Origin of the sequence: Streptomyces sp. NPDC001904 (genome assembly GCF_040297005.1) — a bacterium.
Lineage (GTDB): Bacteria > Actinomycetota > Actinomycetes > Streptomycetales > Streptomycetaceae > Streptomyces.
On sequence record NZ_JBEOYI010000025.1, the window covers coordinates 87,170 to 111,570 of the forward strand.

Annotated in this window: 19 protein-coding genes; 7 read left to right on the top strand and 12 right to left on the bottom strand. The window is 71.9% G+C overall.

What is annotated here, in order from left to right:
- Nucleotides 1-18: 18 nt before the first annotated feature.
- The 6 genes from ABT127_RS31175 to ABT127_RS31200 all read right to left on the bottom strand — a co-directional run bounded on the left by ABT127_RS31175 (nt 19) and on the right by ABT127_RS31200 (nt 6,570).
- Nucleotides 19-1,566: an FAD-dependent monooxygenase gene (locus ABT127_RS31175; RefSeq protein ID WP_351457278.1), complete on the bottom strand. Its 1,548-nt coding sequence runs from the start codon at nt 1,564-1,566 to the stop codon at nt 19-21.
- Nucleotides 1,567-1,575: 9 nt separating this feature from the next.
- Complete coding sequence (locus ABT127_RS31180) at nt 1,576-2,796, bottom strand: acyl-CoA dehydrogenase family protein (protein WP_351457280.1); 1,221 nt, start codon at nt 2,794-2,796, stop codon at nt 1,576-1,578.
- A gap of 11 nt (nt 2,797-2,807) precedes the next feature.
- Complete coding sequence (locus ABT127_RS31185) at nt 2,808-3,233, bottom strand: MarR family winged helix-turn-helix transcriptional regulator (RefSeq protein ID WP_351457283.1); 426 nt, start codon at nt 3,231-3,233, stop codon at nt 2,808-2,810.
- A 36-nt stretch (nt 3,234-3,269) separates the two neighbouring features.
- Nucleotides 3,270-3,794: a nuclear transport factor 2 family protein gene (locus tag ABT127_RS31190; RefSeq protein WP_351457285.1), complete on the bottom strand. Its 525-nt coding sequence runs from the start codon at nt 3,792-3,794 to the stop codon at nt 3,270-3,272.
- A gap of 245 nt (nt 3,795-4,039) precedes the next feature.
- Nucleotides 4,040-5,374 (bottom strand): helix-turn-helix transcriptional regulator, encoded by a 1,335-nt coding sequence (locus ABT127_RS31195; RefSeq protein WP_351457287.1) that lies wholly within the window; start codon nt 5,372-5,374, stop codon nt 4,040-4,042.
- Between the two features lie 710 nt (nt 5,375-6,084).
- A complete protein-coding gene (locus ABT127_RS31200) occupies nt 6,085-6,570 on the bottom strand; it encodes a nuclear transport factor 2 family protein (RefSeq protein ID WP_351457290.1) in 486 nt (161 codons plus the stop codon).
- A 201-nt stretch (nt 6,571-6,771) separates the two neighbouring features.
- On the opposite strand from ABT127_RS31200, the gene ABT127_RS31205 reads away from it, so the two are divergent.
- The 6 genes from ABT127_RS31205 to ABT127_RS31230 all read left to right on the top strand — a co-directional run bounded on the left by ABT127_RS31205 (nt 6,772) and on the right by ABT127_RS31230 (nt 13,614).
- Nucleotides 6,772-6,891, top strand: a complete 120-nt coding sequence (locus ABT127_RS31205) for a putative leader peptide (protein WP_351457293.1) — start codon at nt 6,772-6,774, stop codon at nt 6,889-6,891.
- Nucleotides 6,892-7,008: 117 nt separating this feature from the next.
- Complete coding sequence (locus tag ABT127_RS31210; protein WP_351457295.1) at nt 7,009-8,637, top strand: ABC transporter substrate-binding protein; 1,629 nt, start codon at nt 7,009-7,011, stop codon at nt 8,635-8,637.
- Between the two features lie 47 nt (nt 8,638-8,684).
- Nucleotides 8,685-9,638, top strand: coding sequence for an ABC transporter permease (locus ABT127_RS31215; protein ID WP_351457298.1), 954 nt, complete (start codon nt 8,685-8,687; stop codon nt 9,636-9,638).
- Nucleotides 9,635-10,546: an ABC transporter permease gene (locus tag ABT127_RS31220; protein WP_351457301.1), complete on the top strand. Its 912-nt coding sequence runs from the start codon at nt 9,635-9,637 to the stop codon at nt 10,544-10,546. The genes ABT127_RS31215 and ABT127_RS31220 overlap by 4 nt, the downstream gene beginning before the upstream one ends.
- Entirely contained in the window at nt 10,543-12,198 is a 1,656-nt protein-coding gene (locus tag ABT127_RS31225; RefSeq protein WP_351457304.1) for a dipeptide ABC transporter ATP-binding protein, read from the top strand. The genes ABT127_RS31220 and ABT127_RS31225 overlap by 4 nt, the downstream gene beginning before the upstream one ends.
- A 12-nt stretch (nt 12,199-12,210) precedes the next feature.
- On the top strand, nt 12,211-13,614 hold the full coding sequence (locus ABT127_RS31230) for a response regulator transcription factor (RefSeq protein ID WP_351457307.1): 1,404 nt from the start codon (nt 12,211-12,213) through the stop codon (nt 13,612-13,614).
- Here ABT127_RS31230 and ABT127_RS31235 read toward each other — a convergent pair.
- From ABT127_RS31235 to ABT127_RS31245, 3 genes are read right to left on the bottom strand one after another with little or no spacing between them, the layout of a single operon-like run.
- Nucleotides 13,507-14,838: an MFS transporter gene (locus ABT127_RS31235; RefSeq protein ID WP_351457368.1), complete on the bottom strand. Its 1,332-nt coding sequence runs from the start codon at nt 14,836-14,838 to the stop codon at nt 13,507-13,509. The two genes, ABT127_RS31230 and ABT127_RS31235, sit on opposite strands and share 108 nt — an antisense overlap.
- 5 nt (nt 14,839-14,843) lie before the next feature.
- A complete protein-coding gene (locus tag ABT127_RS31240; RefSeq protein ID WP_351457310.1) occupies nt 14,844-15,779 on the bottom strand; it encodes an alpha/beta hydrolase in 936 nt (311 codons plus the stop codon).
- Between the two features lie 14 nt (nt 15,780-15,793).
- A complete protein-coding gene (locus ABT127_RS31245; RefSeq protein WP_351457313.1) occupies nt 15,794-16,645 on the bottom strand; it encodes a 4'-phosphopantetheinyl transferase family protein in 852 nt (283 codons plus the stop codon).
- A gap of 514 nt (nt 16,646-17,159) precedes the next feature.
- Here ABT127_RS31245 and ABT127_RS31250 point away from each other — a divergent pair.
- Nucleotides 17,160-19,496 carry a galactose-binding domain-containing protein gene (locus tag ABT127_RS31250; RefSeq protein ID WP_502971811.1) on the top strand — a complete coding sequence of 779 codons (2,337 nt, stop codon included), beginning with the start codon at nt 17,160-17,162 and terminating at the stop codon, nt 19,494-19,496.
- 104 nt (nt 19,497-19,600) lie between these two features.
- Here the strand turns inward: ABT127_RS31250 and ABT127_RS31255 are convergent, their stop codons facing one another.
- The 3 genes from ABT127_RS31255 to ABT127_RS31265 form a co-directional block, all read right to left on the bottom strand.
- Nucleotides 19,601-21,520, bottom strand: a complete 1,920-nt coding sequence (locus tag ABT127_RS31255) for an alkyl/aryl-sulfatase (protein ID WP_351457318.1) — start codon at nt 21,518-21,520, stop codon at nt 19,601-19,603.
- Nucleotides 21,521-21,724: 204 nt separating this feature from the next.
- Nucleotides 21,725-22,819 (bottom strand): zinc-binding dehydrogenase, encoded by a 1,095-nt coding sequence (locus tag ABT127_RS31260; RefSeq protein ID WP_351457320.1) that lies wholly within the window; start codon nt 22,817-22,819, stop codon nt 21,725-21,727.
- Nucleotides 22,820-22,863: 44 nt separating this feature from the next.
- Nucleotides 22,864-24,324, bottom strand: a complete 1,461-nt coding sequence (locus ABT127_RS31265) for an aldehyde dehydrogenase (RefSeq protein ID WP_351457323.1) — start codon at nt 24,322-24,324, stop codon at nt 22,864-22,866.
- Nucleotides 24,325-24,401: the final 77 nt, after the last annotated feature.

The window sequence follows — 24,401 nt, forward strand, 5'->3', positions numbered from 1 at the left end:
CGCGTGTGCGGCGGTGGCTCAGGCGGCGGTCGCCCGTGCGGGTTCGGCCGCGCGGGCGGGTCCGAACCAGCGGGTCAGCGCCATGGGAAGGTCGTGGTGGCTGCCGGGCGCGGCCCAGGCGACGTGTCCGTCGGGGCGGACGAGCAGGCCGGTGGTCCCGCTGGGCGCGCCGGAGTCCGGCAGGTCGCCCGTGGTGGCCGTCACGATGTCGATCCGGTGGCCCCAGGGCTGTGCCCGGCGGCGCAGTCCCGCGCTGTCGTCGAGGTCGAGGAGCAGTCCCCGGCCCGGGCGCAGCAGTGCGGTGGTGGTGGTGCTCCGGCGACCGTCGTGCAGGGCGAGTTCGGGCAGCCGGGCGCCGAGCAGCGGGTGGCGGCCGCCGCCGACGTCGTAGCGGATGTCGAGGCCCGCGGCGCGTTCGGCGAGTCTGCGGGCCACCTCGTCGATGTCGAGGAGGCCGCCGAGCACGGTCCGCAGGGGTGCCACGTCCTCGCCGCCGAGGATGAGCAGGCTCTGGGCGCGGGTGTTGAGGAGCAGCCTGCGTCCGACCTCGTGGCGCTCCTCGTGGTAGCTGTCCAGGAGGGTTTCGGGGGCGGTGCCGCGGACCACCGAGGCCAGCTTCCAGCCCAGGTTGACGGAGTCCTGGAGCGAGGTGTTCATGCCCTGGCCGCCGGCCGGGAGGTGGATGTGGGCGGCGTCGCCGGAGAGCAGTACGCGACCGCGCCGGTACTCGGTGACCTGCCGGGCCGCGTCGGTGAAGGCGCTGAGCCAGACCGGCCGGGCACCGGAGATGTCGACGTCGGTGAGGCGCTTGAAGAGGTCGGCGACCTCGCTGAACTCCGGTGGGCCGGTGCGGCGTACCGGGGGTGCGCCGCGTTCGGCGGCGATGATCCGGGTGCTGCCGTCGGGCAGGGGGGCCACCATGACCAGGCCGCCGGCGGACGGGTCGGCGGTCATCTTGGGCGCGAGGTCCACGCCCCGCAGGTCGGCGACGAAGAGTTCGGTCGTCGCGGGGGTGCCGGGGAAGTCGAAACCGGTGAGCTTGCGGACGGTGCTGCGGCCTCCGTCGCAGCCGACGACGTAGTGCCCGCGCAGCGGCCGGTCGGTGCCGGCGACCGTGACGCTCACCCCGTCGGCGTCCTCGGTGAGCGAGGTGACCTCCCGGCCGCGGCGGATGTCGGCTCCCAGGTCCCGTGCCCAGGCTTCGAGGACGGCCTCGGTGCGGGACTGCGGGACGGTGCGGGCGGCTTCGTGGGCGGCGCCGAGGATCGTGAGGTCGAGCGGGAGGCCGCCGAAGTGCCCGGCGGTGCTGGTCTCGACGGTGCCGAACCGGGGCAGCAGTCCGCGCTGGTCGAAGATCTCCATGGTGCGGACGGTGAAGCCGATGCCGCGGGACTGGCCGGTGGGCCGTTCCAGGCGTTCGAGGACGGTGACGTCGACGCCGGCGAGGCGGAGTTCACCGGCCAGCATGAGTCCGGCGGGGCCCGCACCGACGACGATGACCGAGGTGTCGGTGCTGTCGGTGCTGCCAGTGCTGTGTGTGCGATCCGTGCGATCCGTGCGATCCATGGGATTCCCCTAGAGGTAGGCCGAGTTGGGTTCGAGACCGCACAGGGACCTGCCGTAGAGCTCCACGTTGACGCCGGGCGTGATCATGGCGTGCACGGTGGCGGCGTGCAGGTCGCGCTGGATCCGGGTGAGGGGGACGTCCTGGTGGATCGAGGACCCGCCGCCGGCCTGGGCGAGGATGTCGACGGCCTTCTTGCACTGCTGGGCGATCCAGCCGATCTGCACCCGGGAGGCGACGCGTTCGTCGGTGCTCCACGGCTCGTCGCGCGCGGTCTTGGCGGCGATCCGGTCGGCGAAGCGGTGGGCGCGGTTCTCGGCGTCCTCGATGAGCAGCGCGGCCTCGCCGACCTGGAGGTGGGTGAGCGGGGCCTCGCGCTGGCTGGGGTAGTCGGTGTACGTCATCGGGCGTCCGGGCAGCCGCTCCAGGAACGCGGAGAGCGCGTAGCGGGCGGCCCCGAGCAACTGGCCGATCTGGAGGGCGTTGGTGGTGACGAGGACGGGAACGCCGTACGCGGGTTTGGCGGCGTTGGCCCGGGACTTGCCGCCGCTCTGGTAGAAGTCGGCGCCGGTGATCACCCGGTGCTCGGGGACGAAGACGTTCTCGGCGACGGTGGTGACGCTGCCGGAGCCGCGGAGCCCGGTGGTGTGCCAGTCGTCCTCGATCCGGAGGTCGGCGACGGGCACGAGACAGAAGAGCGGGATCGTGGGCCCGGTGCTGTCCTCGGGCAGCGCGACGGTGATCTTCCACTGGCTGTGCAGGACCCCGCTGTTGAAGCCCCAGCTGCCGTTGAGGAGGTAGCCGCCCTCGGTGCGGCGGGCCGTGCCGGTGGGTGCCGTGGTGCCACTGACCCGCGTGTGGGGGTCGGCGTACACCTCGTCGAGCGCCTCGTCGGGCCACAGGCCGGTCATCCAGCCGAGCGAGGCGTACACGGAGAGGCAGAAGGCGACGGAGCTGTTTCCCCTGGCCACCTCGGCGAGCACGTCGACGTAGGAGCGGATGTCCGACTCGTAGCCCCCGTACTGGACCGGCACCTGCATCTTCAGCAGTCCGGAGTCCTCGATCGCCTCGATGACGTCGTCCGGCAGCCGGCGGTGCTCGTCGATCCACAGGGCGCGGGAACGCAGCAGGGGCACCAGCTTGGCCGCCGCGTCGACGAGTTCGTCGCGGCTGGGGGCGGTGGGGTGCGGCATCGGATCCTCCGGCGGTGGCGTGTCGCGGGTCTCGGGCATCTGGTGCTCCGTCACTCGCTCTCGAGGTTGGCGGCGATGCGGGCCAGTACGTCGTTGGCCGCGAGGAATTCGGCTTCGGAAATACCGGCGAGGGAATTGGCGGCGTGTGCGTTGACGAGCCGTTCGGCCCGCTCGTGCGCGAAGTGCCCGACGTCGGTGAGGGCGATCTGATCACCGGTGGCCGCGACCCAGCCGCGCTCGGTGAATTCGTCGACGACGGGCTGATAGGTCTGTTCGCCGTCGATGGCCAGGAACGGGGAGAAGGCGTCGTCGATGGCCGATACGGTGGGGAGTCCGATGCTGATGGCGTGCAATACCTGCCACTGCCGCCGGTTCAGTTTCTCCTCGGTGAGCGCGTGCGCGGTCGCCTCGTCGAAGAGCCGGTGCAGATGGAGCAGCCAATAGCCGAGCCGCTTCGTGGTGTTCTTCTGGAGCATGGGAATTCCGCCTGCCTCGCTGTGGGGTGTACGGCTTTACGCGGCCGGTTCGTTCTGCGCGGAGAGGCCCGCGGGGTGCGGAAGAACCCAGTAGAGGGTGAGTTCGACGCGGGAGAAGAGCCAGGTGCCGTTCTCGCGGACATAGGTGTCGGTGAACTTGCCGGCCACCATGGCGCTGTCGTCGTCGAAGACGACCCGCTCCTCGAAGAAGCTGACGCCGGTGGCCCGGTCCCCGATCACCTGCACGTCGTGGGCGTGCAGGAACTGCTTGAGCAGGAGCCGGGAGCCGGGCTTGTCCTGCTGTACGAGGCCGGGAAGTGCGGTGAAGTAGTCGTGGATCGCGGTCTTTCCGGCGGCCTGGCCGAGGTGCGCGTAATCGAGGTGGGCGTCCGGCGCGAAAAGGTCGGCGATCCGGTCCCACTGTTCGTCGTTGATGCGGCGGGGCAACTCCGCGCGCAGCCGGTTGAGTTCCTGGATGTCTTCCAGAAGCCGGACCCGCTCACCGAGCGACTTCACGATGTCGGCGAGTTCCGCCGCGTCCGGCTTTTCTTCGGTTCTCAAGTCCTGCGACATGAACGAATGGGCCCCTCGGTCGAAGGTGCGGTCATCGGAAAGGCTGTCCGGCCATTCGACCTTCGCAGCCCGTGCCGCTTCCTCACAAGGGACGCAGGGACAGTCTACGGTTCAACCGTAGGGTCCTCTGCGGTTCACTGCGGGAGGCCGCAGCGGAAACACAAAAACGCCGCTCACCCGGTGTCCGGGTGAGCGGCGCGGAGCCGTTGGGGAAGCCTGGATCGGGGCGTTTTCTATTGCCCGGAATAGTCAGAGCTGAGCGCTGCATGCAGTTCCCTGCGGCCGGAGATCTCCAGTTTGCGGTAGACGCTGGACAGGTGGAACTCGACGGTGCGCACGGCCAGGAACAGCGTTTCGGCGATCTCCCGGTTGCTGTACCCCGAGCGTGCCAGCTGGCTGATGCGCAGCTCCTGGCTCGTCAGCAGGGGGACGTCCTGCCGGTCGAGCGCCGCGGTGACGCGGTCCAGCCACAGGCCGTTGCGGCTCTCGCGGGCGACCGCGACAGCGCTCTCCAGCCGGCCGCGGCCGGCGGCCGGGTCGCCGCGCTCGCTCTGCAGCTCGGCGAGGTCGTGCAGGGCGTGGATCAACTCGCCGCGGGCGTGGGCGAGATCGAGCAGGTCGACGGCCTCCTCCAGGAGTGCCACCGCGGGCCCGTCCCTGCGGGCCGCCGCGGCGGCGTGCAGGGCGAGACCGATGCCGCGTGGCGCTCCCCAGGTGCGGGCTGCGGTGAGTTCGTCGTCGGCCAGGGCGCCCGCGAGGTCGTGGCGTCCGGTGCCGAGGGCCGCGAACACCGCGCGGGAGCGCCAGGGGATGACGGCGGGGTTGGCGACGTTCCACGTGACGAGGAGCCGGCCGCACGCGGTGAGGTCGTCCAGGGCGTGCTGGAAGTGGCCGGTCGCCAGGTGCAGGGAGCCGCGGGCCGCGAGGACGTGCACGACATCGGGCAGGTCCGGGGAGAGCCGGCCCGCCAACTCCTGCTGGAGCAGGGTGCGGTGGGCGTCCTCCAGGCGGCCCGAGAGGGTCTGGGCCTCGACGAGCCAGGCGGCGGCCAGCCGGGAGACGGATTCCGGCAGACCCCGGCCGAGGGCGTCGGCGAGCAGTCCGGCCGCCTTGACGCCGTCGCCGGCGAGCAGGCTGATCCGGGCGCGCAGCAGGGTGAGCATGACCTGGTGCCGGGGCGAGCCGAGCCAGCGGGGGTCGCGGGCCAGCTGGCGGCACTCCTCGTGGGCGGAGTGGAGGTCTCCGGTGTAGAGGAGGGTGAGGATCGCGAGCCACATGCAGTAGGCGTGGCCGCGCCGTTCCTTGGCGCCGAGGATGTCCTCGACCTGTTCGTGCACGGCGGCCCGGCGGACGCCGAGGTGGGCGAGTTCGAGGCTGTGCAGGGACGAGCAGACCTCGTCGGGCGGTATTCGTTCGGCGTCGGCGGCTTCGAGGCGGCCTGGTATGTAGATCGCCGAGCCTTCCCGGAAGAGTGCGGCACCGCCCCGCGTCCGGCCGAGCGGTGCGGCCGTGGCCTCGGCGGCTCCCCGCGCCGTCATGGGCCGTACGCTCGCGGTCGTCTTCATCATCGATTCCCCCTGGCCTGGCTGGTGGGTCCCGTGCTCGCGACGTCGGTGCCTCCGGGTGCGCGCCCCGGCCGCATCGGCACGCCGACGTCTGTGCGATGACGGGAAGTCGAAGGGTGATCAGGCGTGGAGCGGACGCGCGGCCCGGAGTGTGACGGCTGTGGGCGGACACCGTTGTCCGCGCGCCTGACCGTCTCCCTGTGGGGCGCGACGCGGCCGGATCTCACTGTGGCGACCTGGCCTCCGCCAAGGCGGGCCGGGCTGGTTCGTCCCGACCGTACACTCCTGACATTGCTGCCGTGTGAAACGGCCGACCGGTCGGTAACGGCTCATTTCTGCCACGGTCCGGTGGCCGGGAGGAGCGGGGCGGGCCCCGGGGACATCCGTTCGCCCGAGGGCTCCACCAGTTCTCGAACCGTTTCCGGAGTCCGGTCGCACCGGCTTTACGGCGCTGTCCGAAAACCATCGAACGGGACCGGATCCGACTGCTGAAACGTGAGGGTTACCACAACGGGAAACGCGTCAGGGGCCGAATTGCCATCTCTGTATGTGAAACACGCCGGCCGCCCGCGGAATGTTCCGGATACATCGGTGACAGTTATTCGGGAACATCGGTGACAGATGATCGGTGGCGGCGGCAGCGGGTTTGCACAGACATAGGTGACAGGTAAAAGCAGACCAGTGCGCCGCAATGCGGCGGCACCGGTGCGTCGTTACATCGGCCCCCTCCCCGCGGCGACGAGTCCGGCGACCGGCGCGACGCGACGCCGGCTGATCAGCCAGCGGCCGTCCTCCTGCTCGAAGTCGTCCTCCACCAGACCCACCACGGTCCAGTCGGCGGGCCGGTGGTGGCCTTCGGGGGTACGGGTCGCGCTCCAGTGCCAGACGGTCGCATAGGCCTGGACCTGGGGTTTTCCGTCGTTCCAGTCGACGATGGTCTGCCCGAGCACGTGGGCGACGGTGGGTTCGCGCTTCCACGGCAGGCTCCGGGACATGAAGGCCGTGAACTCGTCACGCCCGTGGAACCGCTGGGTCGGTCCCGGCATCACGTCGTACTCGATCAGCGCGTCCTTCGTGAAGCATTCGACCAGCTGCTCGTACCGGTTGGTGTCCACCAGCCTGAAGAACTTGTAGAAGGTCCGGTAAATCTCCCGCTCCGCGGCGATGGTGGCGAGGAGATCATCGTTCGATGACGTCACTTCATTCCTTCCGGATCATGTGCGGCTGTTTCTCGCTCATGATGACACGGCCCTGCCCGGCATCCCTCCGGCGGCGAACTGTTGAGGAATTGTCGCGCGAACGTGAATTCGCCCGGGACACTATTGACCGGGTTCCCGGGATCTCTGTATGGTTCCCGGCATTCGGCGGTCCGGCATCCGCAGGCAGGAGGTTCACCCACCATGCGGAAGTCGTGTCTTCCCGCCCTCCCGGGTGCGCCCGCCACGGCCACCCGTCTCCTCGTCTCACGGCGTCACATCGATCTGGCGCGCGTCAGCAGCGCGGTGTGTCCCGCCGGCTGACCGGTCCCCCTGTCCTCGTCCCGGCCTTCCTTCCGCGGTGACGACCCCTGGCACTTCCCTTCTCCCGTGCGCTGCCGCCGTGTCGGCGCGGCGCCCCTTCCGCATGGAGTTGCGTCCGTGAAGACGTTGAGATCCCGGCCTGCCCGCATGTTCTGGATCCCCGCCCTGTCCCTCACCACCCTGGCCTGTGCCGCCGCGTGCGGCGGCGCCGGATCGGCCAGCCAGAAAGGCGATGCCGGTCCGCCGCGGCCGGGCGGGAACCTGACCTTCGCCGTGGGCACCGACGCCGGGTGCCTGGACCCGCAGCAGGTCGGCAGCAGCGACACCCTGTACGCGCTGCGGCAGACCGTCGACACGCTCACCGACCAGGACCCGTCCACGGGCCGTATCGGACCCTGGCTCGCCCGGAGCTGGAAGGTGAGCGACGACGCGCGGACCTTCACCTTCCGGCTGCGTCCCGGTGCCACGTTCAGCGACGGAGCCCCGGTGGACGCGGCCGCGGTGAAGAAGAACTTCGACGCGATACCCGGGCTCGGCGGCCTCGCCATCCTCGCCCAGGGCCATCTGGCCGGGTACCGCCGGGCCGAGGTAGTCGACCCGCACACGGTCGAGGTCGTCTTCGACCGGCCCAACGCCCAGTTCCTCCAGGCCACTTCGACGCCCGCGCTCGGGCTGGTGTCACCCGCCGACACCGTCCGCACTCCGCAGCAGCGGTGCACGGACGGCGTGCACGGCTCGGGCCCGTTCACGGTCTCGCGCTACCGCCCCAACCAGACCCTCGTGCTGAAGAAGCGGGCCGCGTACGACTGGGGCCCGGCACGGTGGGCGAAGAAGGGCGCCGCCTACCTCGACACCGTGACGTTCGACGTCGTCGCCGAACCGGGCGTGCGCACCGGCAGCCTGGGCTCCGGGCAGGTCGATGTGATCGGCGGCATCCGTCGGCAGGACGAGGCCGCCCTGCGCCGGTCGGGATCGACCGTCGTGCGGCGGGCCAACCCGGGCGTCGTGCTCAACCTGGGCTTCAACAACGGCCGTCCGCTCACCCGGGACGCCCGCGTGCGCCGGGCGGTGCAGATCGCGGTCGACCGCCAGGAGATCAGCAAGGCCGTCTTCCCCTCCGGTACCCGGCCCGCGACGAGCGTGCTGTCCCGTACGACACCGGGCCACGTGGACCTGGGAACCGATCTCGCCTTCGCCCCCGCGCGGGCGAAGTCCCTGCTGGACGAGGCGGGCTGGCGCGAGGGAGGCGACGGCATCCGCCGCAAGGGCGGGCAGCGGCTGAGCCTGACCGTGGTGTCGTTCAGCACGGCGGGGGCCCAGCGCACCGCGCTCGAACTGGTGCAGCAGCAGTTGAAGGACGTGGGCATCGAGCTGACCGTCCGCCAGCTCCAGGTGCCCCAGTTCCCGGAGACCCTGCGGGCGGGCAAGTACGACGCCCTGTGGGGCGGTGACCTCACCCGCGCCGACCCCGACGCCCTGCGCACCCTCTACTCGACGCACCTCGTGAACTCCTACCGGCTCCCCGACGGCACCGGACTCGACCCCCTGCTCGACCGCCAGGCGGCCACCCTCGACCCCGCAGCCCGCGACGGATTCGTCTCCGAGGCACAGAAGTTGATCGTCCGTCAGGCGTACGTCGTGCCGATCGTCGACCAGGAGACCCTGATCGGCGCCTCCCGCAGGGTGCACGGCCTGACCGTCGGCGCGTCCGGCGGCGTACAGCTGCACGACACGTGGAAGCGCTGAGACGCCGGCCGGGACCGCGAACGTACGGAACACGTGGAGAGGACGAGATGGGACGGTACGTGGCCTGGCGTCTGGTGCAGACGCTCGGCGTGCTCTGGGGGGCGTACACGCTGACCTTCTTCCTGCTGGACCTGCTGCCGGGCGATCCGGTCGCGGCGATGGCGGGAACCGGGACGGACTCCGGCCCCGTGGACCAGCGGCGGCTCGACGAGCTGCGGACGGAGTACGGCTTCGACGAGCCGGTCCTGGTCCGGTACGCGACCTCGCTCGGCCGGGCGCTGCACGGCGACTTCGGCAACTCCCTCGCCTCCGGGCGTCCGGTGACGGACATCCTCGCGGACGCGCTGCCTCCGACACTCCAACTGACCTGTGTGGCACTGCCGTTGGCGGTGCTCCTCGGCGGTGGGCTCGCGCTGGCCGCGACCTCTGTACGCCGACGCAGGCTGCGCGGTCTGCTGCTCTCCGTGCCCGCCGTGGGCATCAGCCTGCCGTCGTTCTGGGTCGGCCTGATGCTCGTCCAGCTGTTCGCGTTCCGGGTCCCGCTGTTCCCCGCGTTCGGGGACGGCGGCCCGGCCGGGCTCGTGCTGCCCGCCGTCACGCTGGCGCTTCCGGCGGCGGTCCTCGTGGCGCAGGTGCTCTCCAAGAGCCTGCTCACCGAACTGGACACGGCGTACGTGCGCACCGCCCGGGGCAAGGGCGCGGGACGGTGGCGGGTGCAGTTCCACCACGCGCTGCGCAACGCGTCACTGCCCGCGCTCACGGTGGTCGGGGTGCTCGCGGGGCAGCTGACGGCCAACGCGGTCGTCGTCGAGAACGTCTTCTCCCGGCACGGTCTGGGCCGGGTCACCACGGACGCCGTCACCGTCCAGGACGTGCCGGTGGTCCAGGGCGTCGTGGTGTTCGGCGCGCTGGTCTTCGTCCTCGTCAATCTGCTGGTCGACCTGGTGTACCCGCTGCTCGACCGGCGCATCGCCGTCTCCGTGCGAAGGAGCCCCGCATGAGTCAGGACACCGGGACGGCGACCGTTCCGGAGCAACTGCTGCTGCCTCAGCCGCCGCTCGCCCGGCGCGCGCGTGCGGCGAGCCGGGTGCGTCTGCTGCGCTTCCTGGTGCGCCGGCCGGGGCTCGTGCTGGCTCTCCTCGTCGTGGCGGCACTGGTGGTCGCCGCGTTCTGGCCCGGTCTCTTCAGCGGCCGTGACCCGTTGCGCGGGACGCCCGCGGAGATGCTCCAACCGCCCAGCGCAACGCACCTGTTCGGCACGGACGAGCTGGGCCGTGACCTGTTCGCGCGGGTGGTGCACGGTGCGGGTGTCTCCCTGCGCGCGACGCTGATCGCCGTGGGCCTCGCGTTCGTCGTGGGCGGTGGGCTCGGGCTCGTCGCCGGATTCGCCGGGGGGCTGGTCGAGAGCGTGCTGATGCGGATCGTCGACGTACTCCTCGCCGTGCCGGGGCTGTTCCTGTCCCTCGCGGTGGTGACGGCGCTCGGCCGGGGCACGGTGCCGGTGGCGCTGGCGGTCGGGGTGGCGGGGGTCGCCGGGTTCGCCCGGGTCACCCGCGCGGAGGTGCTGCGGGTGCGGCACACCGAGTACGTGGAGGCGGCGCGGCTCGGCGGCGCCCGGTGGTACTCCGTCCTGGCCCGCCATGTGGTGCCGAACGCGGCCGGGCCGGTGGTCGTGCTGGCCGTCCTCGACCTCGGCACGGCCGTCCTGTCCGTGGCGTCGCTGAGCTTCCTCGGTTACGGAGCACCGCCGCCCGCTCCCGAGTGGGGCACCCTCGTCGCCGACGGCCGCGACTATCTGTCCGACGCGTGGTGGCTGTCGACGATCGCCGGTCTCGTCGTCGCCGCGTTCGTGCTGTCCACGCACCGCATCTCCCGTGCACTGGGCGGCGAATGGGAGGAGAGCCGATGACCGCGGCGGACCGGCACGACGAGAAGCGACCGGACCCGGCCCTGCTGTCCGTGCGCGCCCTGACGGTCTCCTACCGCACCCGCGCCGGCCGGGTGACGGCCGCGCGGGGCGTGGACCTCGACATCGCGGCCGGGGAGATCGTCGCGCTCGTCGGCGAGTCCGGGTCGGGCAAGAGCAGTACGGCACACGCGATCACCGGGCTGCTGCCGCCCGGCGGCCGCGTCGACGGCGGGCGGATCACGTTCGGCGGGCGCGAGCTGACCGGTCTTGCGGAGCGGGAGCTGCGGACGGTGCGCGGCGCCGGCATCGGGCTGGTGCCGCAGGATCCCGCGGTCTCCCTCAATCCGGTGCAGCGCGTGGGGACGCAGGTCGCCGAGGTGCTGCGCATCCACCGGCTCGCGTCCCGGCGCGACGCCCGCGAGCGGGCCGTCGAACTGCTGGACCTGGTCGGGCTGCCCGAACCGCGCACCCAGGCGCGGCGCCGCCCCCACGAGTTGTCGGGCGGGATGCGGCAGCGCGTCCTCATCGCGATCGCGATGGCGGCGGGCCCTCGCCTGATCGTCGCGGACGAGCCCACCAGTGCCCTCGACGTCACCGTGCAGCAGGGCATCCTCGACCATCTGCGCTCCCTGGCCCGGGACTCCGGAACGGCGGTGCTGCTCGTCACGCACGATCTCGGCGTCGCCGCCGACCGGGCCGACCGGATCGCCGTCATGGCGGACGGGCGCATCGTCGAACAGGGCCCGACCGCGCGGGTGCTGAGCGCACCGGCCGCCGCCCGTACGCGCCGGCTCCTGGACGCCACGCCCCGGCTGGACGACCGGCCCACCCTGGCGCCGGCACCGCCCGTCGCGGACGGCGGGGCGCCGCTGCTGGAGGTCGAGCACCTCACCAAGGACTTTCCGCTGCCCCGCTCCGGCACCGGCCCTCGGACCGTGCGTGCCGTCGACGACGTCGGACTGACGCTGCGCCGCGGCGAGACCCTGGCGCTGGTCGGTGAGTCGGGCTCCGGCAAGACGACGACGGCCCGGCTCGTCCTGCGGCTGCTCGCGCCGACCGCCGGCCGGATCCGGGTCGACGGCGACGACATCACCGGCGCCACCGGCAGCAGGCTGCGCGCACTGCGCCGACGCGTCCAGCTGATCCACCAGAATCCGTACGCCTCCCTGGATCCGCGCCAGGACATCGCCGACATCGTGGCCGAACCTCTGCGCGCCTTCCAGGTGGGCGACCGTGTGTCCAGGGCGGACCGGGTGCGTACGCTGATCGACCAGGTCGCCCTGCCCGCGGAGGTGCTGGGCCGTCGGCCCGCCGAGCTCTCCGGCGGGCAGCGGCAGCGCGTGGCGATCGCCCGGGCGCTGGCCCTCTCCCCCGAGCTGGTGATCTGCGACGAGCCGGTGTCGGCGCTGGACGTCGCGGTGCAGGCGCAGATCCTCGACCTGCTGGCCGCGCTCCAGGCGGAGACCGGTGTGGCGTATCTGTTCGTCTCGCACGACCTGGCCGTGGTGCGCCGGATCGCCCACCGGGTCGCCGTCCTGCGGTCGGGGCGGCTGGTGGAGTCGGGGCCGACCGGCGAGGTGTTCGCCGCGCCCTCCCACCCGTACACCCGCACCCTGCTGGACGCCGTGCCGGGCCGGGCCGGGACCCGGTGAGAGGAGACCGAGGTGCACATCCTGGTGGTGGAGGGCTCGCGGGCGGCCGGCTGGTCGCCGGTGGCCGATCTGCGGCGCGCCGGGCACCGGGCCGTCGTCGTCGGCACCGGGCGCGCCGCCCTCGCGGCCTGCCGGGAGACGGATCTGGTCCTGCTCGACCTGCGGCTGCCGGACCTGGACGGGCTGGAGGTCTGCCGACGGATCCGGGAGGCGACGCCGGTGCCGGTCGTCGCGCTCACCGACGGCGCGGCCGGGATCGAGCGGGTCCTCGCGCTGCGCGCCGGAGCCGACACCTGCCTCGACCGGCCCTGCCCGTTCCAGGAACTCCTCGCCCGGATCGAGGCGTTGGCCCGTCGACCCGGCTCCCGCCCGGCCGTGCAGCCGCCGGAAGGCCCGATGACGCTCGGCCCCCTGCACATCGACACCGGCGCCCGTGAGGTGCGGGTGGCGGGGGCCTCGGTGGTGCTGACCCGCAAGGAGTTCGACCTGCTGCACTGTCTCGCCCTGCACCCCGGTTCGGTGGTCGCCCGGCGGCACCTCATGCGGGAGGTCTGGACGGGGGACGAGGGGGCCGGGAGCCGGACCTCGCGCACACTCGACACCCATGTCAGCTCGCTGCGCGGCAAGTTGGGGCACAGCGAGTGGATCCGCACGGTGCGGGGTGTCGGGTTTCAGCTCGCCCTCGGTGCCTCCGGCGCCGCGGGGCCCGTCCGCCCCCGGACGGGCCCTCCGCGCGGCGTGCTGGTGGCCGTGGCCGACGCCGGTACGCGCACGGCGCTGGCCGCGCAGTTGCGCCGGTACGGCTGGCACGCCCGCGTCTGCGGTACCGGCGCCGAGGCGCTGGCCGTGCACGAGGCGTTCGATCTGCTGCTGATGGACACCCAGTTGCCCGACATGGACGGCATCGAGGTGTGCCGGAGGGTACGTGCTTCGGGCGGCCTGCCCGTCATCGCGTTCACCGAGCCCGGCCGGACGCTCGACCGGATCCTGTTCCTGCGGGCGGGCGCCGACGACTGCGCCACCCACCGGGACGATCCGCGCGAGCTGGTGGCCCGCGCCGAGGCCGTGCTGCGCCGGGCCGGGTCCGGCCGTACGCGGACGCGGAGTTCCGCGCTGCGGCGGGGGCGGTTGCGGCTGGACTCGACGACCGGGGACGTGTGCTTCGGCGGCCGGGCGGTCCGGCTGACGCGCAAGGAGTTCGAGCTGCTGCACCGGTTGGCGTCCGAGCCGGGGACGGTGCACGCGCGGGCCGGGCTCATCGCGGACATCTGGGGCGGCGGCGCGGTTCGCGCCGGATCGGGACCCGGTTCAGGGCGCACGCTCGACACGCACGTCAGCACGCTCCGGTCCAAGATCGGGCGGCCGGGGCTCATCGTCACCGTGCGCGGAGTGGGGTTCAGGTTCGGGGAGGCGTAAGGGCGGTATGGCCCGGACGCGCCCCCGTGCGGCCACGAACACGGCCGCCACGGTGGCCGCGCCCAGCGACAGCAGGCCCCCGGCGACGAATCCCGAGCGTGCGCCCGCCAGTTCGCTGAGCCGTGCCACGAGCAGCGCGCCCACCGGTGTCGAGCCTTGCAGGATCAGCGTGTACAGGCCCAGGACACGTCCTCGGTAGCGCGGGTCGCTGCCCAGCTGGATGCGATGGTTGGCGGCCTGGGCGAAGTGGGTGGTGGTGAAACCGGTCAGGAACAGCAGGGCGATCGCGGACGGGTAGGTGGGCGCCCAGCCGGTCAGGGCCTCCGCCGCTCCGAACACCGCGGCCGATCCGATCACCAGCCGCTGCGAGGGCCGGCCGCGCCTCAGGGTCCCCGAGAACGCCGCCGCCAGCGAGCCGGCGGCGAAGGCGGCGGTGACCAGGCCGAAGGACGAGGCGTCGGCGTGGAACACGGTCTTCGCCAGGAGGGGCAGCGTGAGCTGGAAGTTCATGCCGAACACCGCCACCGCCGCCACCAGCGCGAACGGAACGAGGAGATCGGCGCGGCGCGTCACATGGCGCAGCCCGTCGCGCACCCCCGCCTTGTCCGGCCCGCGCGCGGCACGCCGGATGCGGGCCGGGTCCATCAGCCGCAGTGCCACCACCGTCGCCAGATAGCTGCCCGCGTTCAGGAGCATCACCCAGCCCGTACCGACGACGCTGATGAGCAGTCCCGCTCCGGCCGGGCCCACGATCCGGGCGACGTTGAAGTACGCGGCGCTCAACGCCGAGGCGTTCGGCAGGAGTTCGGGGCCGACCAGCTCGCCCACGAAGGACATCCGGGTCGGGATCTCGACGGCGTTCACCAGGCCGAGGGCGAACGCGAACCCGTACACGGCCCACAAGCGGGCCGAGCCCGTGAGCACCAGAACGGCGAGGATCAGGGCCAGGGCACCCGACGCCACGTTGGTGACCGTCAGCAGCCTGCGCTTGTCGAACCGGTCGGCGAGCCGGCCACCCTGAAGGGTCAGCAGCAGCACGGGCGTGAACTGAAGGGCGGTCACCGTCCCGAGAGCCGTGCTGGAGTCGTCGGTCATGCCGAGGACGAGCCAGTCCTGCGAGACGACCATCATCCAGGTGCCCGCCGCCGACACGATCTGGCCGATGACGAAGAGCCGGAAGTTACGGGACCGCAGCGACGCCACCGACCGGGCGGCGGTCGACATCACCGTCACGGCCGGACCCCCGGAACCGCGCCCCCGACCGGCTCGGGCGACGGGCCCGTACCGGAGCCCCTGCGCAGCGATTCCTCCAGGAAGGCGAGGGCCCGCAGGTGGTAGGTGCGGGCGGCCAGGCCGAGGCTGATGTTGTGACCGGCTCCCGGGAGCCGGTCCAGGACGACGCGGGGCGCGCCGGTCAGCCGGGCGCGGAGATCGGCCAGGTCCTCGTCGGTGTGCCGCCACCACGCCTCGTACTCGGCGAACGTCATCCGGACCGGTACCCGGATCCGGGGCAGCAGGGTTTCGCTGCGCCGCTCCCAGTCCGCCACGCCCGCCGCCTCGCGGGGCGGCATGGGCGTCAGCAGGTGGGCGCTCGACGTGACGGCGCCGGGCGGGTAGAGCCGCGCGGGCCCCCAGTTGAGGCGCCGTGCGCGCAGTCCGCGGGGAGTACCCGCCGGATCGTTCAGGTCGACCGCGGGGCGGCGTCCGCACCCCGACACGTCCACGGCGATCACGGGATCCGGGGTGGACGTGGCGGTGAGGCTCAGGGCGAGCTTGCCGCCGTAGGAGTGGCCGAGCAGCAGTACGCCCGCTCCGGTGTCGTGACCGGCGGCGAACTCCTCGATCGCCGAACGGACCGCCACCGTCTGTTCGGCGAGGCTCCTGCCCTGTGGATGGCGTGCGGCGGACCGACCGTAGCCGGGCCGGTCGAGGGCGAGAACGGTGCAGCCCAGTCGGGCCCCGAGGGTGAGCAGCGACAGGTCGGGATGGGCCGTGCTGTCGAAGTAGCCCGCGCCCGTGCCGCCGCCGTGCAGGGCGACGACGGTGGCGCGGGGCGGCCCCGCCTGCGGTTCGCAGAGCAGTGCGGACAGCGGACCGTCCGCGGAGTCGAGCGTGACGGCCCGTACGCCCGCGGACATCGTCCCGGCCGTGGTGGCTCCGCGCATGCCCGCTCCCCGTCTCATGCCGGCCGCTCGGCCGTGTTGAGGTCCACCGCGTGGTGCGGTTCCGTCGCCGCCATCGGGCCCGGCGCCCGGATCGCCCGTCCGGGAACCGTGCGCAGCGTCACCCGGTGGTCCTGTCGCGTGCGCACGGCGAGGGCCGCGACGGCGTCCCGGACCTCGGCGCCGCCCAGGGCCTCGCCCGGCAGATCGCGTACGAGCCACTCGCCGTCGGCCGAGTCGCCGTGGCCGCCGAGGTAGTCGGCGTCGAGCCTGCGGGACAGGCCGACGCCGAGCCCTTTCAGGTACGCCTCCTTGCGGGACCACACCCGGGCGAAGGCCCTTGGCCGCTCCGCCGGCGGGAGTTCGGCGACCTCGTTCCGCTCGCACGGGTGCAGCCGCTGCACGTTCAGGTCCGTGGCGCCGGGTGAGGGAACGGTCTGGACGTCGACGCCGACCGGCACTCTCGCCACGGCCACGGTCGCCAGGTCTCCACTGTGCGACAGCGAGAAGTGCGGCGCGCCCACGGCGTCACGTACCTCTGGCCGTCCGTGCGGCCCCGAGCAGCGCCGGCACGCGGCCCGGCCGAAGCGGACGGCCCCTGGCGTCAGGCCGAGGTAGAGCGCCAGTACGCGGCGCAGCGCGACGTGCGCGGCCACGTAGCGGATCCGGTCGCGGGAGCGCAGGAACGCGGCAGCCCGGTCCCGTTCGCGCCGGTCCAGTTCCGCCAGGACCTGACTCGGCGGTTCCGGTCCGGCTCCGGGGAGGCTCAGGGTCCACAGATGCGTCTCGCGGGCACCGAGGGGCAGGAGGGGCGTCTCGCGTGGGGCGCGGGGCGGCGCTTCCCGACGGTCGCCGAGCAGTTCGCACACAGGGCCCCTCCCCCGAACGTCACCGGACGCGATCCCGGTGCCGGGCCCGCTCCACAAGCCTTCCGTCGCGCGGCCCCACTCTTCAACACGGGCCCGGCGGAATCCTCGCGCGCCGCTACAGGCGCGGTACAGAAAGGTGTGCTGCGCGTCAGGCAGTGTCAGAGGGACGTCAAATCGCGCACGTCGCCCCGATGGTGAGTGGAGTGGTGGGGGCGGGGCGGAGAGTGACCGTCCTGGACGTCGTGCACGACAGCCGGGACTGCCGTGACGTCCTGAAGCGCAGCACCCCCGCGCGGACTCTCCGGTGCGCAACACCCGCCGGAGCGTGTCCTCTCCGCGCCGGTCCCCCGCGACAGATGTTGAGGATCTATTTTTTGCGGGGGAATCTCAAATTCTTGCGCACACTCATGGACTTTCTGCGTCGGCCGCTCCTAGCCTGCTCGCGACCCCCACCGCCGAGCCGCCCGAAGGACACGCCATGACCCCAGCGCCTCCTCCCCTCAGACGCAGATCCATGCGGCGGGCGATATCCGCCTCGCTGTCCCTGACCCTCGCGGCCGTCGGTACGGTCGTGGCCGTGGCCCTGGCGGCGCCCAGCGCCGTCGCGGCCGGGGTCCCCGCCCCCTCCCCGGTCGGCATCTCCGGCCGCGGTGCCACGGTCCCCTTCAAGGAGCAGGAGGCCGAGTACGCGGCCACCAACGGCACGCTGATCGGTCCGGACCGGCTCTACGGCAAGCTGCCCTCCGAGGCGTCGGGGCGGCAGGCCGTGACGCTGGACGCGGTGGGCGAGTACGTCGAGTTCACGCTGACCGCGCCGGCGAACGCGATGTCGTTCCGCTACTCGCTGCCCGACAACGCCGCCGGCACCGGCCGGGACGCCGCCCTCGATGTCAAGGTCAACGGCAACCAGCTCAAGAGCGTGCCCGTCACCTCCAAGTACGGCTGGTACTACGGCGGTTACCCGTTCAACAACAACCCGGGCGACACCAACCCGCACCACTTCTACGACGAGACCCGGACCCTGCTGGGCTCCACGCTGCCGATCGGCACGAAGATCCGCCTCCAGGTCTCCTCGGTGAGCCAGTCACCGACGTTCACCATCGACCTCGCCGACTTCGAGCAGGTCGGCGCCCCGATCGGCAAGCCGTCCGGGGCGATCGACGTCGTGAGCGACTTCGGCGCCGACCCGACCGGCGCCACGGACTCGACCGCGAAGATCCGGGCCGCGGTCGCCGCGGGCCAGGCCCAGAACCGGACCGTCTACATCCCGCAAGGCACCTTCGAGGTCCGCGACCACATCGTCGTCGACCAGGTCACCCTGGCCGGGGCGGGACCCTGGTACAGCGTCCTGACCGGCCGCGACCCCTCCGACCGCTCCAAGGCCGTCGGCGTCTACGGCAAGTACGCGGCCCAGGGCGGCAGCAAGAACGTCGTCCTGAAGGACTTCGCGATCATCGGTGACATCCGTGAGCGCGTCGACGACGACCAGGTCAACGCCATCGGCGGCGCCCTGTCGAACTCCACGGTCGACAACGTGTGGATGCAGCACACCAAGTGCGGGGCCTGGATGGACGGCCCGATGGACAACTTCACCATCAAGAACAGCCGCATCCTGGACCAGACCGCCGACGGCGTGAACTTCCACATGGGCGTCACCAACTCCACCGTCACCAACACCTTCGTGCGCAACACCGGTGACGACGGACTGGCGATGTGGGCCGAGAACACGGCGAACGTGAAGAACAAGTTCACCTTCAACACCGTCGTCCTGCCCATCCTGGCGAACAACATCGTCACCTACGGCGGCAAGGACATCACCCTGTCCGACAACGTCATGGCGGACACCGTCACCAACGGCGGCGGCCTGCACATCGCCAACCGCTACCCCGGCGTCAACTCCGGCCGCGGCACCCAGGTCTCCGGCACCATCACCGCCGCCCGCAACACCCTCATCCGGGCCGGCAACAACGATTACAACTGGCAGTTCGGCGTCGGCGCCATCTGGTTCAGCGGCCTCAACGAGACCCTCGACGCGGACATCGACATCCGCGACAGCGAGATCCTCGACAGCTCGTACGCCGCCATCATGCACATCGAGGGCGCGACCCGCGGCCTGCGCTTCACCAACATCCGGATCGACGGCGCGGGCACCTACGCGCTGCAGGTCCAGGCGCCGGGCACCGCGACCTTCACGAACGTCACCGCCACGAACATCGCCCAGAGCAACCCGCTCCACAACTGCGTCGGCGCCGGCTTCCAGATCACCCGCGGCGCCGGCAACAGCGGCTGGTACGCCGACCCGCCCGCCTGCACCGGCAACTGGCCCGCCCCGCAGTGGACCAACAACGGCGTGCCCGGCGGCGGCACCCAGCCTCCCACCACACCCCCGACGACTCCCCCGCCGACGACCGAGCCGCCCACCGACGACCCGTCCGTGAACCTCGCCAAGGGCCGCCCGACGAGCGCGACCAGCAACGTCGACGTCTACCGGGCCTCCAACACCGTCGACGGAAACGCCAGCAGCTACTGGGAGAGCGCCAACAACTCCTTCCCGCAGTCGCTGACCGTCGACCTCGGATCCGCCAAGGCCGTCAAGCGCCTCGTGCTCAAGCTGCCCCCGGCCGACGCCTGGGGCACCCGCACCCAGACCCTTTCTGTGCAGGGCAGCACCGACAACACCACCTTCACCACCCTGAAGTCCTCCGCGGGCTACACCTTCAATCCCGCCGGCGGCAACACCGCGACCGTCACCCTGCCCGGCACCCAGACCCGCTACGTGCGCGTCACCATCACCGCGAACACCGGCTGGCCGGCCGGTCAGCTCTCCGAACTGGAGGCCTACACCGGCTGATTCCTCCCGCGCCGGTCCCGACCGGATCGCGTGTACGACAGCCGGCGGTGGCGTCCGGGGCCTGAAGCCCGGGCGCCACCGCCGTCTTGGCCGGTCCGCACCGATCAGGGCGTCACGATGTCGAAGTCGGGGTCGAACGTGTCGAGGAGTCCGGCCAGCGCCAAAAGGATGGTGTCGTCACCGTCGAGCCGCAGCTTTCCGGCCTCGGCGAGCGGGGCCGCACTCGCCGGGTTCAGCAGAACACCCACCAGCGCCGCCTTGGGGCCCGTGACGGTCAGTCGCGTGTCAGAGGAGGCGCCGCGGCGGGCGTTGAGAACCCCGCGCGCGACCCACATGGTCCAGGTCTCGTCGCCGTCCGTCTCGCCGGTGTCCGTGAAGCGGAAGTCGATCCGCAGGTCGGCCTGCGCGGCCTTGTCGCCGATCAGGTGGACGGCGGCGTAGTCGAAGAGGATGTCGATGGGCATGGCGAGGATGGTGTCCGGGCTCGCCGTGGCGAACGTGGCGGGCTGGACGCCCTCGCGCAGTTCCTTGGCCGCGGTGAGGAAGATGCCGCGCCACTGCGGTCCCTCGGCCTGGTAGCCCATCTGCTCGTAGGCGTCGGCCTGTAGATCGCGCGCCGCCTGGTGGTCCGGCTGCGCGAAGACGAGGGTGTGCAGGATCTGGGCCGCCCAGCGGTAGTCGCCCGCGTCGAAGGCCCGCTTGCCCTCGGCCATGACCTGGTCCGCGCCGATCAGGTCGACGAAGCGCCGGGCCGACTCGGTCGGCGGGTGGGGGTGGAGGGAGACGGGGTCGCCGTCCCACATGCCGAGTTCCTTGGTGAACACCGCGCGGACGTCGTGGTGGAGCGTGCCGTGGTAGCCGCGGTTGAACCACTTGCGGCCCAACTCCTCGGGCAGCCCGATGACTTCGGCCGCCTCCAACGGTGTGTACCCCTTGTTGGCGAGCCGCAGGGCCTGGTCGTGGATGTACTTGTACGTGTCCCGCTGCGACGCCAGGAACGAGGTGACCGCCTCGTTCTCCCAGACCGGCCAGGTGTGCGGGCCGTAGTGCACCTGGACCTCGTCGCCCCACCGCTCCAGCGTCTCGTCGAGGTAGCGGGCGAAGTTGCGGGCGTCGCGGGTGCGGGCGCCGCGCAGCGTCTGGATGTTGTGCAGGGAGTGGTTGGCGTTCTCGGCGCAGGTCAGCGCGGCCAGTTGCGGGATCCAGATGTGCATCTCCTCCGGCGCCTCGGTGTCCGGGGCGTAGAGGAACTCGAATTCGAGGCCGCCCAGGTCGCGCCTGGTTCCGGTCTCGGTGATCGGATCCGTGGGCGAGATGTACGAGACCGTGACGCCCGGCACGGTCGTGATGCCGATGCCGCAGGTCACGCAGCCCGTGTCGGAGTAGTCGAGCAGGCTGTTGAAGGCGTACGAGGCACGGCGGGACATCGCGTTGCCCGCGATCACGTTCTCGCCGATGGCGTGCTTGTCGAAGGAGGCGATCGTGCCCGGCGCGATGATGGGCACCCTGCCCGACGCGACGTCCTCGGCGCTGACCACACCCTTGACGCCGCCGTAGTGGTCGATGTGGGTGTGCGTGTAGATGACGGCAGCGACGGGTTTGTCACTGACGTGCTCGCGGATCATGGCCATGCCCTGCGTGGCGGCCTCGACGGAGGCCATGCAGTCGACGACGACGAGTCCGGTGTCGCCCTCCACCACGGTGAGGTTGGCGATGTCGTTGTTGCGGACCTGGTAGACGCCGTCGACGACCTTGTAGAGCCCGCCTTTGCGGATCAGCTGGGACTGGCGCCACAGGCTCGGGTTGACGGTGTCCGGCGCCGGGGCGTCGTCGTCGATGTGGTCGAACCGGCTCGCGTCGAAGATGACGCGGCCGTCGGCGGCGTACAGCTTGTCGGGGAACGGGGCGATGTATCCGCGGTCGTTGTCGTCGAAGTCCTGCCGGTCGTCCATGGCGTACCGGGCGACGGCCGCGCGGTTCGCGTCGACGGTGGCGGGCGTCGCGCCCTTGGGTGTGTAGGTCATGACGACCCTCCCGCCCACCGCAGCCGCGCCCCGTCCGGGCGCCGGAGGCCGTGGGCCTGCTCGACTCACCGCCACGCTCCCCTCGGGCCCTGTGGGCCGCGAGGCAGGTGGACCGTTCGGGTGAACGTCGGGCGTCGGCCGGCGGGAGCCGTGCGGTCGCGTTCGACCGCACGGCTCCCCGCTCCGGCATCCTCGGACGAGCCGTCATCCCACGATGTCGATGACGGTGCGCAGCGCCTCGCCGGTGTGCATCTGGCGGATCGCCTCGTTGATGTCGGTGAGCGGGACGTGGTGGGTGATCATCGAGTCGAGGTCGATGCGGCCCGCGCGCCACAGGTCGATGATCGTGGCGTAGGTGCGGCGGATGTCGTCGCCTCCGTAGAACGAGGGCAGGATCGCCTTCTCGCTCATGACCAGCTCCGCCATGCTGATGTCCGGCAGGTCGGTGCGGGATCCTGCGCCGACCAGGCAGACCGTGCCGCCGAGGCGCGTCGCGTCGTACGCGGCCCGCAGGGTGCCCGTCTTGCCGACGGCCTCGAAGGCGTAGTCGACGCCGAACCCTCCGGTCAGTCGCTTCACGGTCTCCGCGAGGTCCTCCGGCGCGACGGCCTCGGTGGCGCCGAACTTCAGGGCCCACTCGCGGCGGTTCGGTGTCGGGTCCACGGCGATGATCCGTGCCGCGCCCGCGACCTTGGCACCTTGCAGGATGCTGATCCCCACACCGCCGAGGCCGATCACGACGACCGACGAACCCGGCTTCACCCGCGCGGTGTTGAGCGCCGCGCCGATGCCGGTGGTCACGCCGCAGCCGATCAGGGCGGCGATGTCGTACGGAACGTCGTCGGGGATGGGGATGGCCGCGTACGCCGCGATCACCGTCTCCTCGGCGAAGGTCCCGGCGCCGAGCATGCCGGGCACGATCTCCTCGTCCGTACCGCCCGCCGCCGTGGAGAAGTTGGGGGTGCCGAGGTTGCGGTAGCCGCTGCGGCACAGGTGGCCCTCGCCCTTCTTGCACGAGGCGCACGTGTCGCAGGGCGGCATCCAGCAGACGATGACGCGGTCGCCGGGCTTGACGTGGGTCACGCCCTCACCGACCTCGACGACCTCACCGGCGCCCTCGTGCCCCGGGACGAAGGGGGCGGGGTGGGTGAGTACGCCGCTCATGGCCGACACGTCGGAGTGGCACAGGCCGGCCCTGTGCATCTTGACGCGGACCCGGCCCGGGCCGAAGGAGACCGTCTCGGCGTCGACGACGTCCAGTGTCGTGTCGCCGGTCCGGTGCAGGACTGCTGCGTGCATGCGCGAAACTCCTTGTGCGGTACGGGGATTGGTGATTGGAGAGGTCAGGACACGGCCGGGGCGGGCAGGTTGACGGTCTTGTACTCGAAGTAGGTGGCCAGCCCCTCGGGGCCGAACTCGCGGCCGATACCGGAGTTCTTGTAGCCGCCGAAGGGCGCGGCGAGGTCGAGGCGGAAGCCGTTGACGGTGAGGGTGCCGGTGCGGATCCGGCGGGCGACCTCGGTGGCGCGCTCGATGTCGGTGCCGAACACGGCGCCGGACAGGCCGAAATCGGAGTCGTTGGCCAGGTCGACGGCTTCGGCCTCGGTCTCGTAGCGGATGAGGCAGACGACCGGGCCGAAGATCTCCTCGCGGGCGATCCGCATGTCGTTGGTGACGTCGCCGAAGAGGGTCGGCTCGACGTACCAGCCGGTGTCCAGGCCCTCGGGGACACCACCGCCGACCAGAACCTTCGCGCCTTCCTCCTGGCCGATGCGGATGTAGTCGAGGTTCCGCTGCTGCTGCGCCCGGGTCACCATCGGGCCGACGACGGTGGCCGGGTCCGCCGGGTCGCCGACGGTGAGCGCGGCGAACGCGGCCGTCAGGGCCGCCGCCACCTCGTCGTAGCGGGAGGCGGGGACGAGGACGCGGGTGAGGGCGACGCACGCCTGGCCGCTGTTGGCGGCGCAGGTCCCGCCGACGATCGCCGGGACCGCGACGGACAGGTCCGCGTCGTCGAGGACGATCGCGGCGGACTTGCCGCCCAGTTCCAGGGACACCCGGGTGAGGTTCCGGGCGGCGGCCGCCATGATCGCCTTGCCCGCCGCGACGGAGCCGGTGAACGCGACCTTGTCGATGCCGGGGTGCGCCACCAGGTGGGCACTGGTCTCGCGGTCGGCGGGCAGCACGCTCAGGACGCCCTCGGGAAGCCCGGCCTCCGCGCACACCTGCGCCAGCCAGTTCGCGTCGAGCGGTGTCTCGGGCGACGGCTTGAGGACGACCGTGCAGCCCGCGAGCAGCGCCGGGGCGAGCTTTCCGGCGATGGTCAGCTGGGGCACGTTCCACGGAGTGACGGCGGCGACCACACCGACGGGCTCGCGGCGTACGAGGACCGGGCCGCCGGTGCCCTGGCGCTCGTCCTCCTCCTGGAAGCCGGCGGCCGCCGCCAGCGCCGAGGCGAAGACGCCGACCGCGGACAGCGCTTGGCCGCGCACGGCGAACAGCATCGGCGAGCCGTTCTGCAGGCTGACCAGTTCGGCGAGTTCACGGTGGCGGGCGGCGAGCGCGTCCTTGATGCGACCGACGATCCCGACGCGTTCGGCGAGTGTCATGCGCGGCCAGGGTCCGTGGTCGAACGCGTCGCGGGCGGCGGCGACCGCTCGGTCCACGTCGGCCGGAGTCGCGCGTGGGACGCGTCCCACGACCTGTTCGGTCACCGGCGAGACGACCTCGATGGTGTCGGGTCCTGCGGGCTCGGCCCAGCGGCCGCCGATGAAGAGCGCGTGGTGTTCCAGGATCTCGGTCACGGAGGAAGAGTGCGCCCGATTCGCCTCCTTGGCAAGCGTCAGCTCACGCAATCCACTCACACCCGCCCCCTGACTGG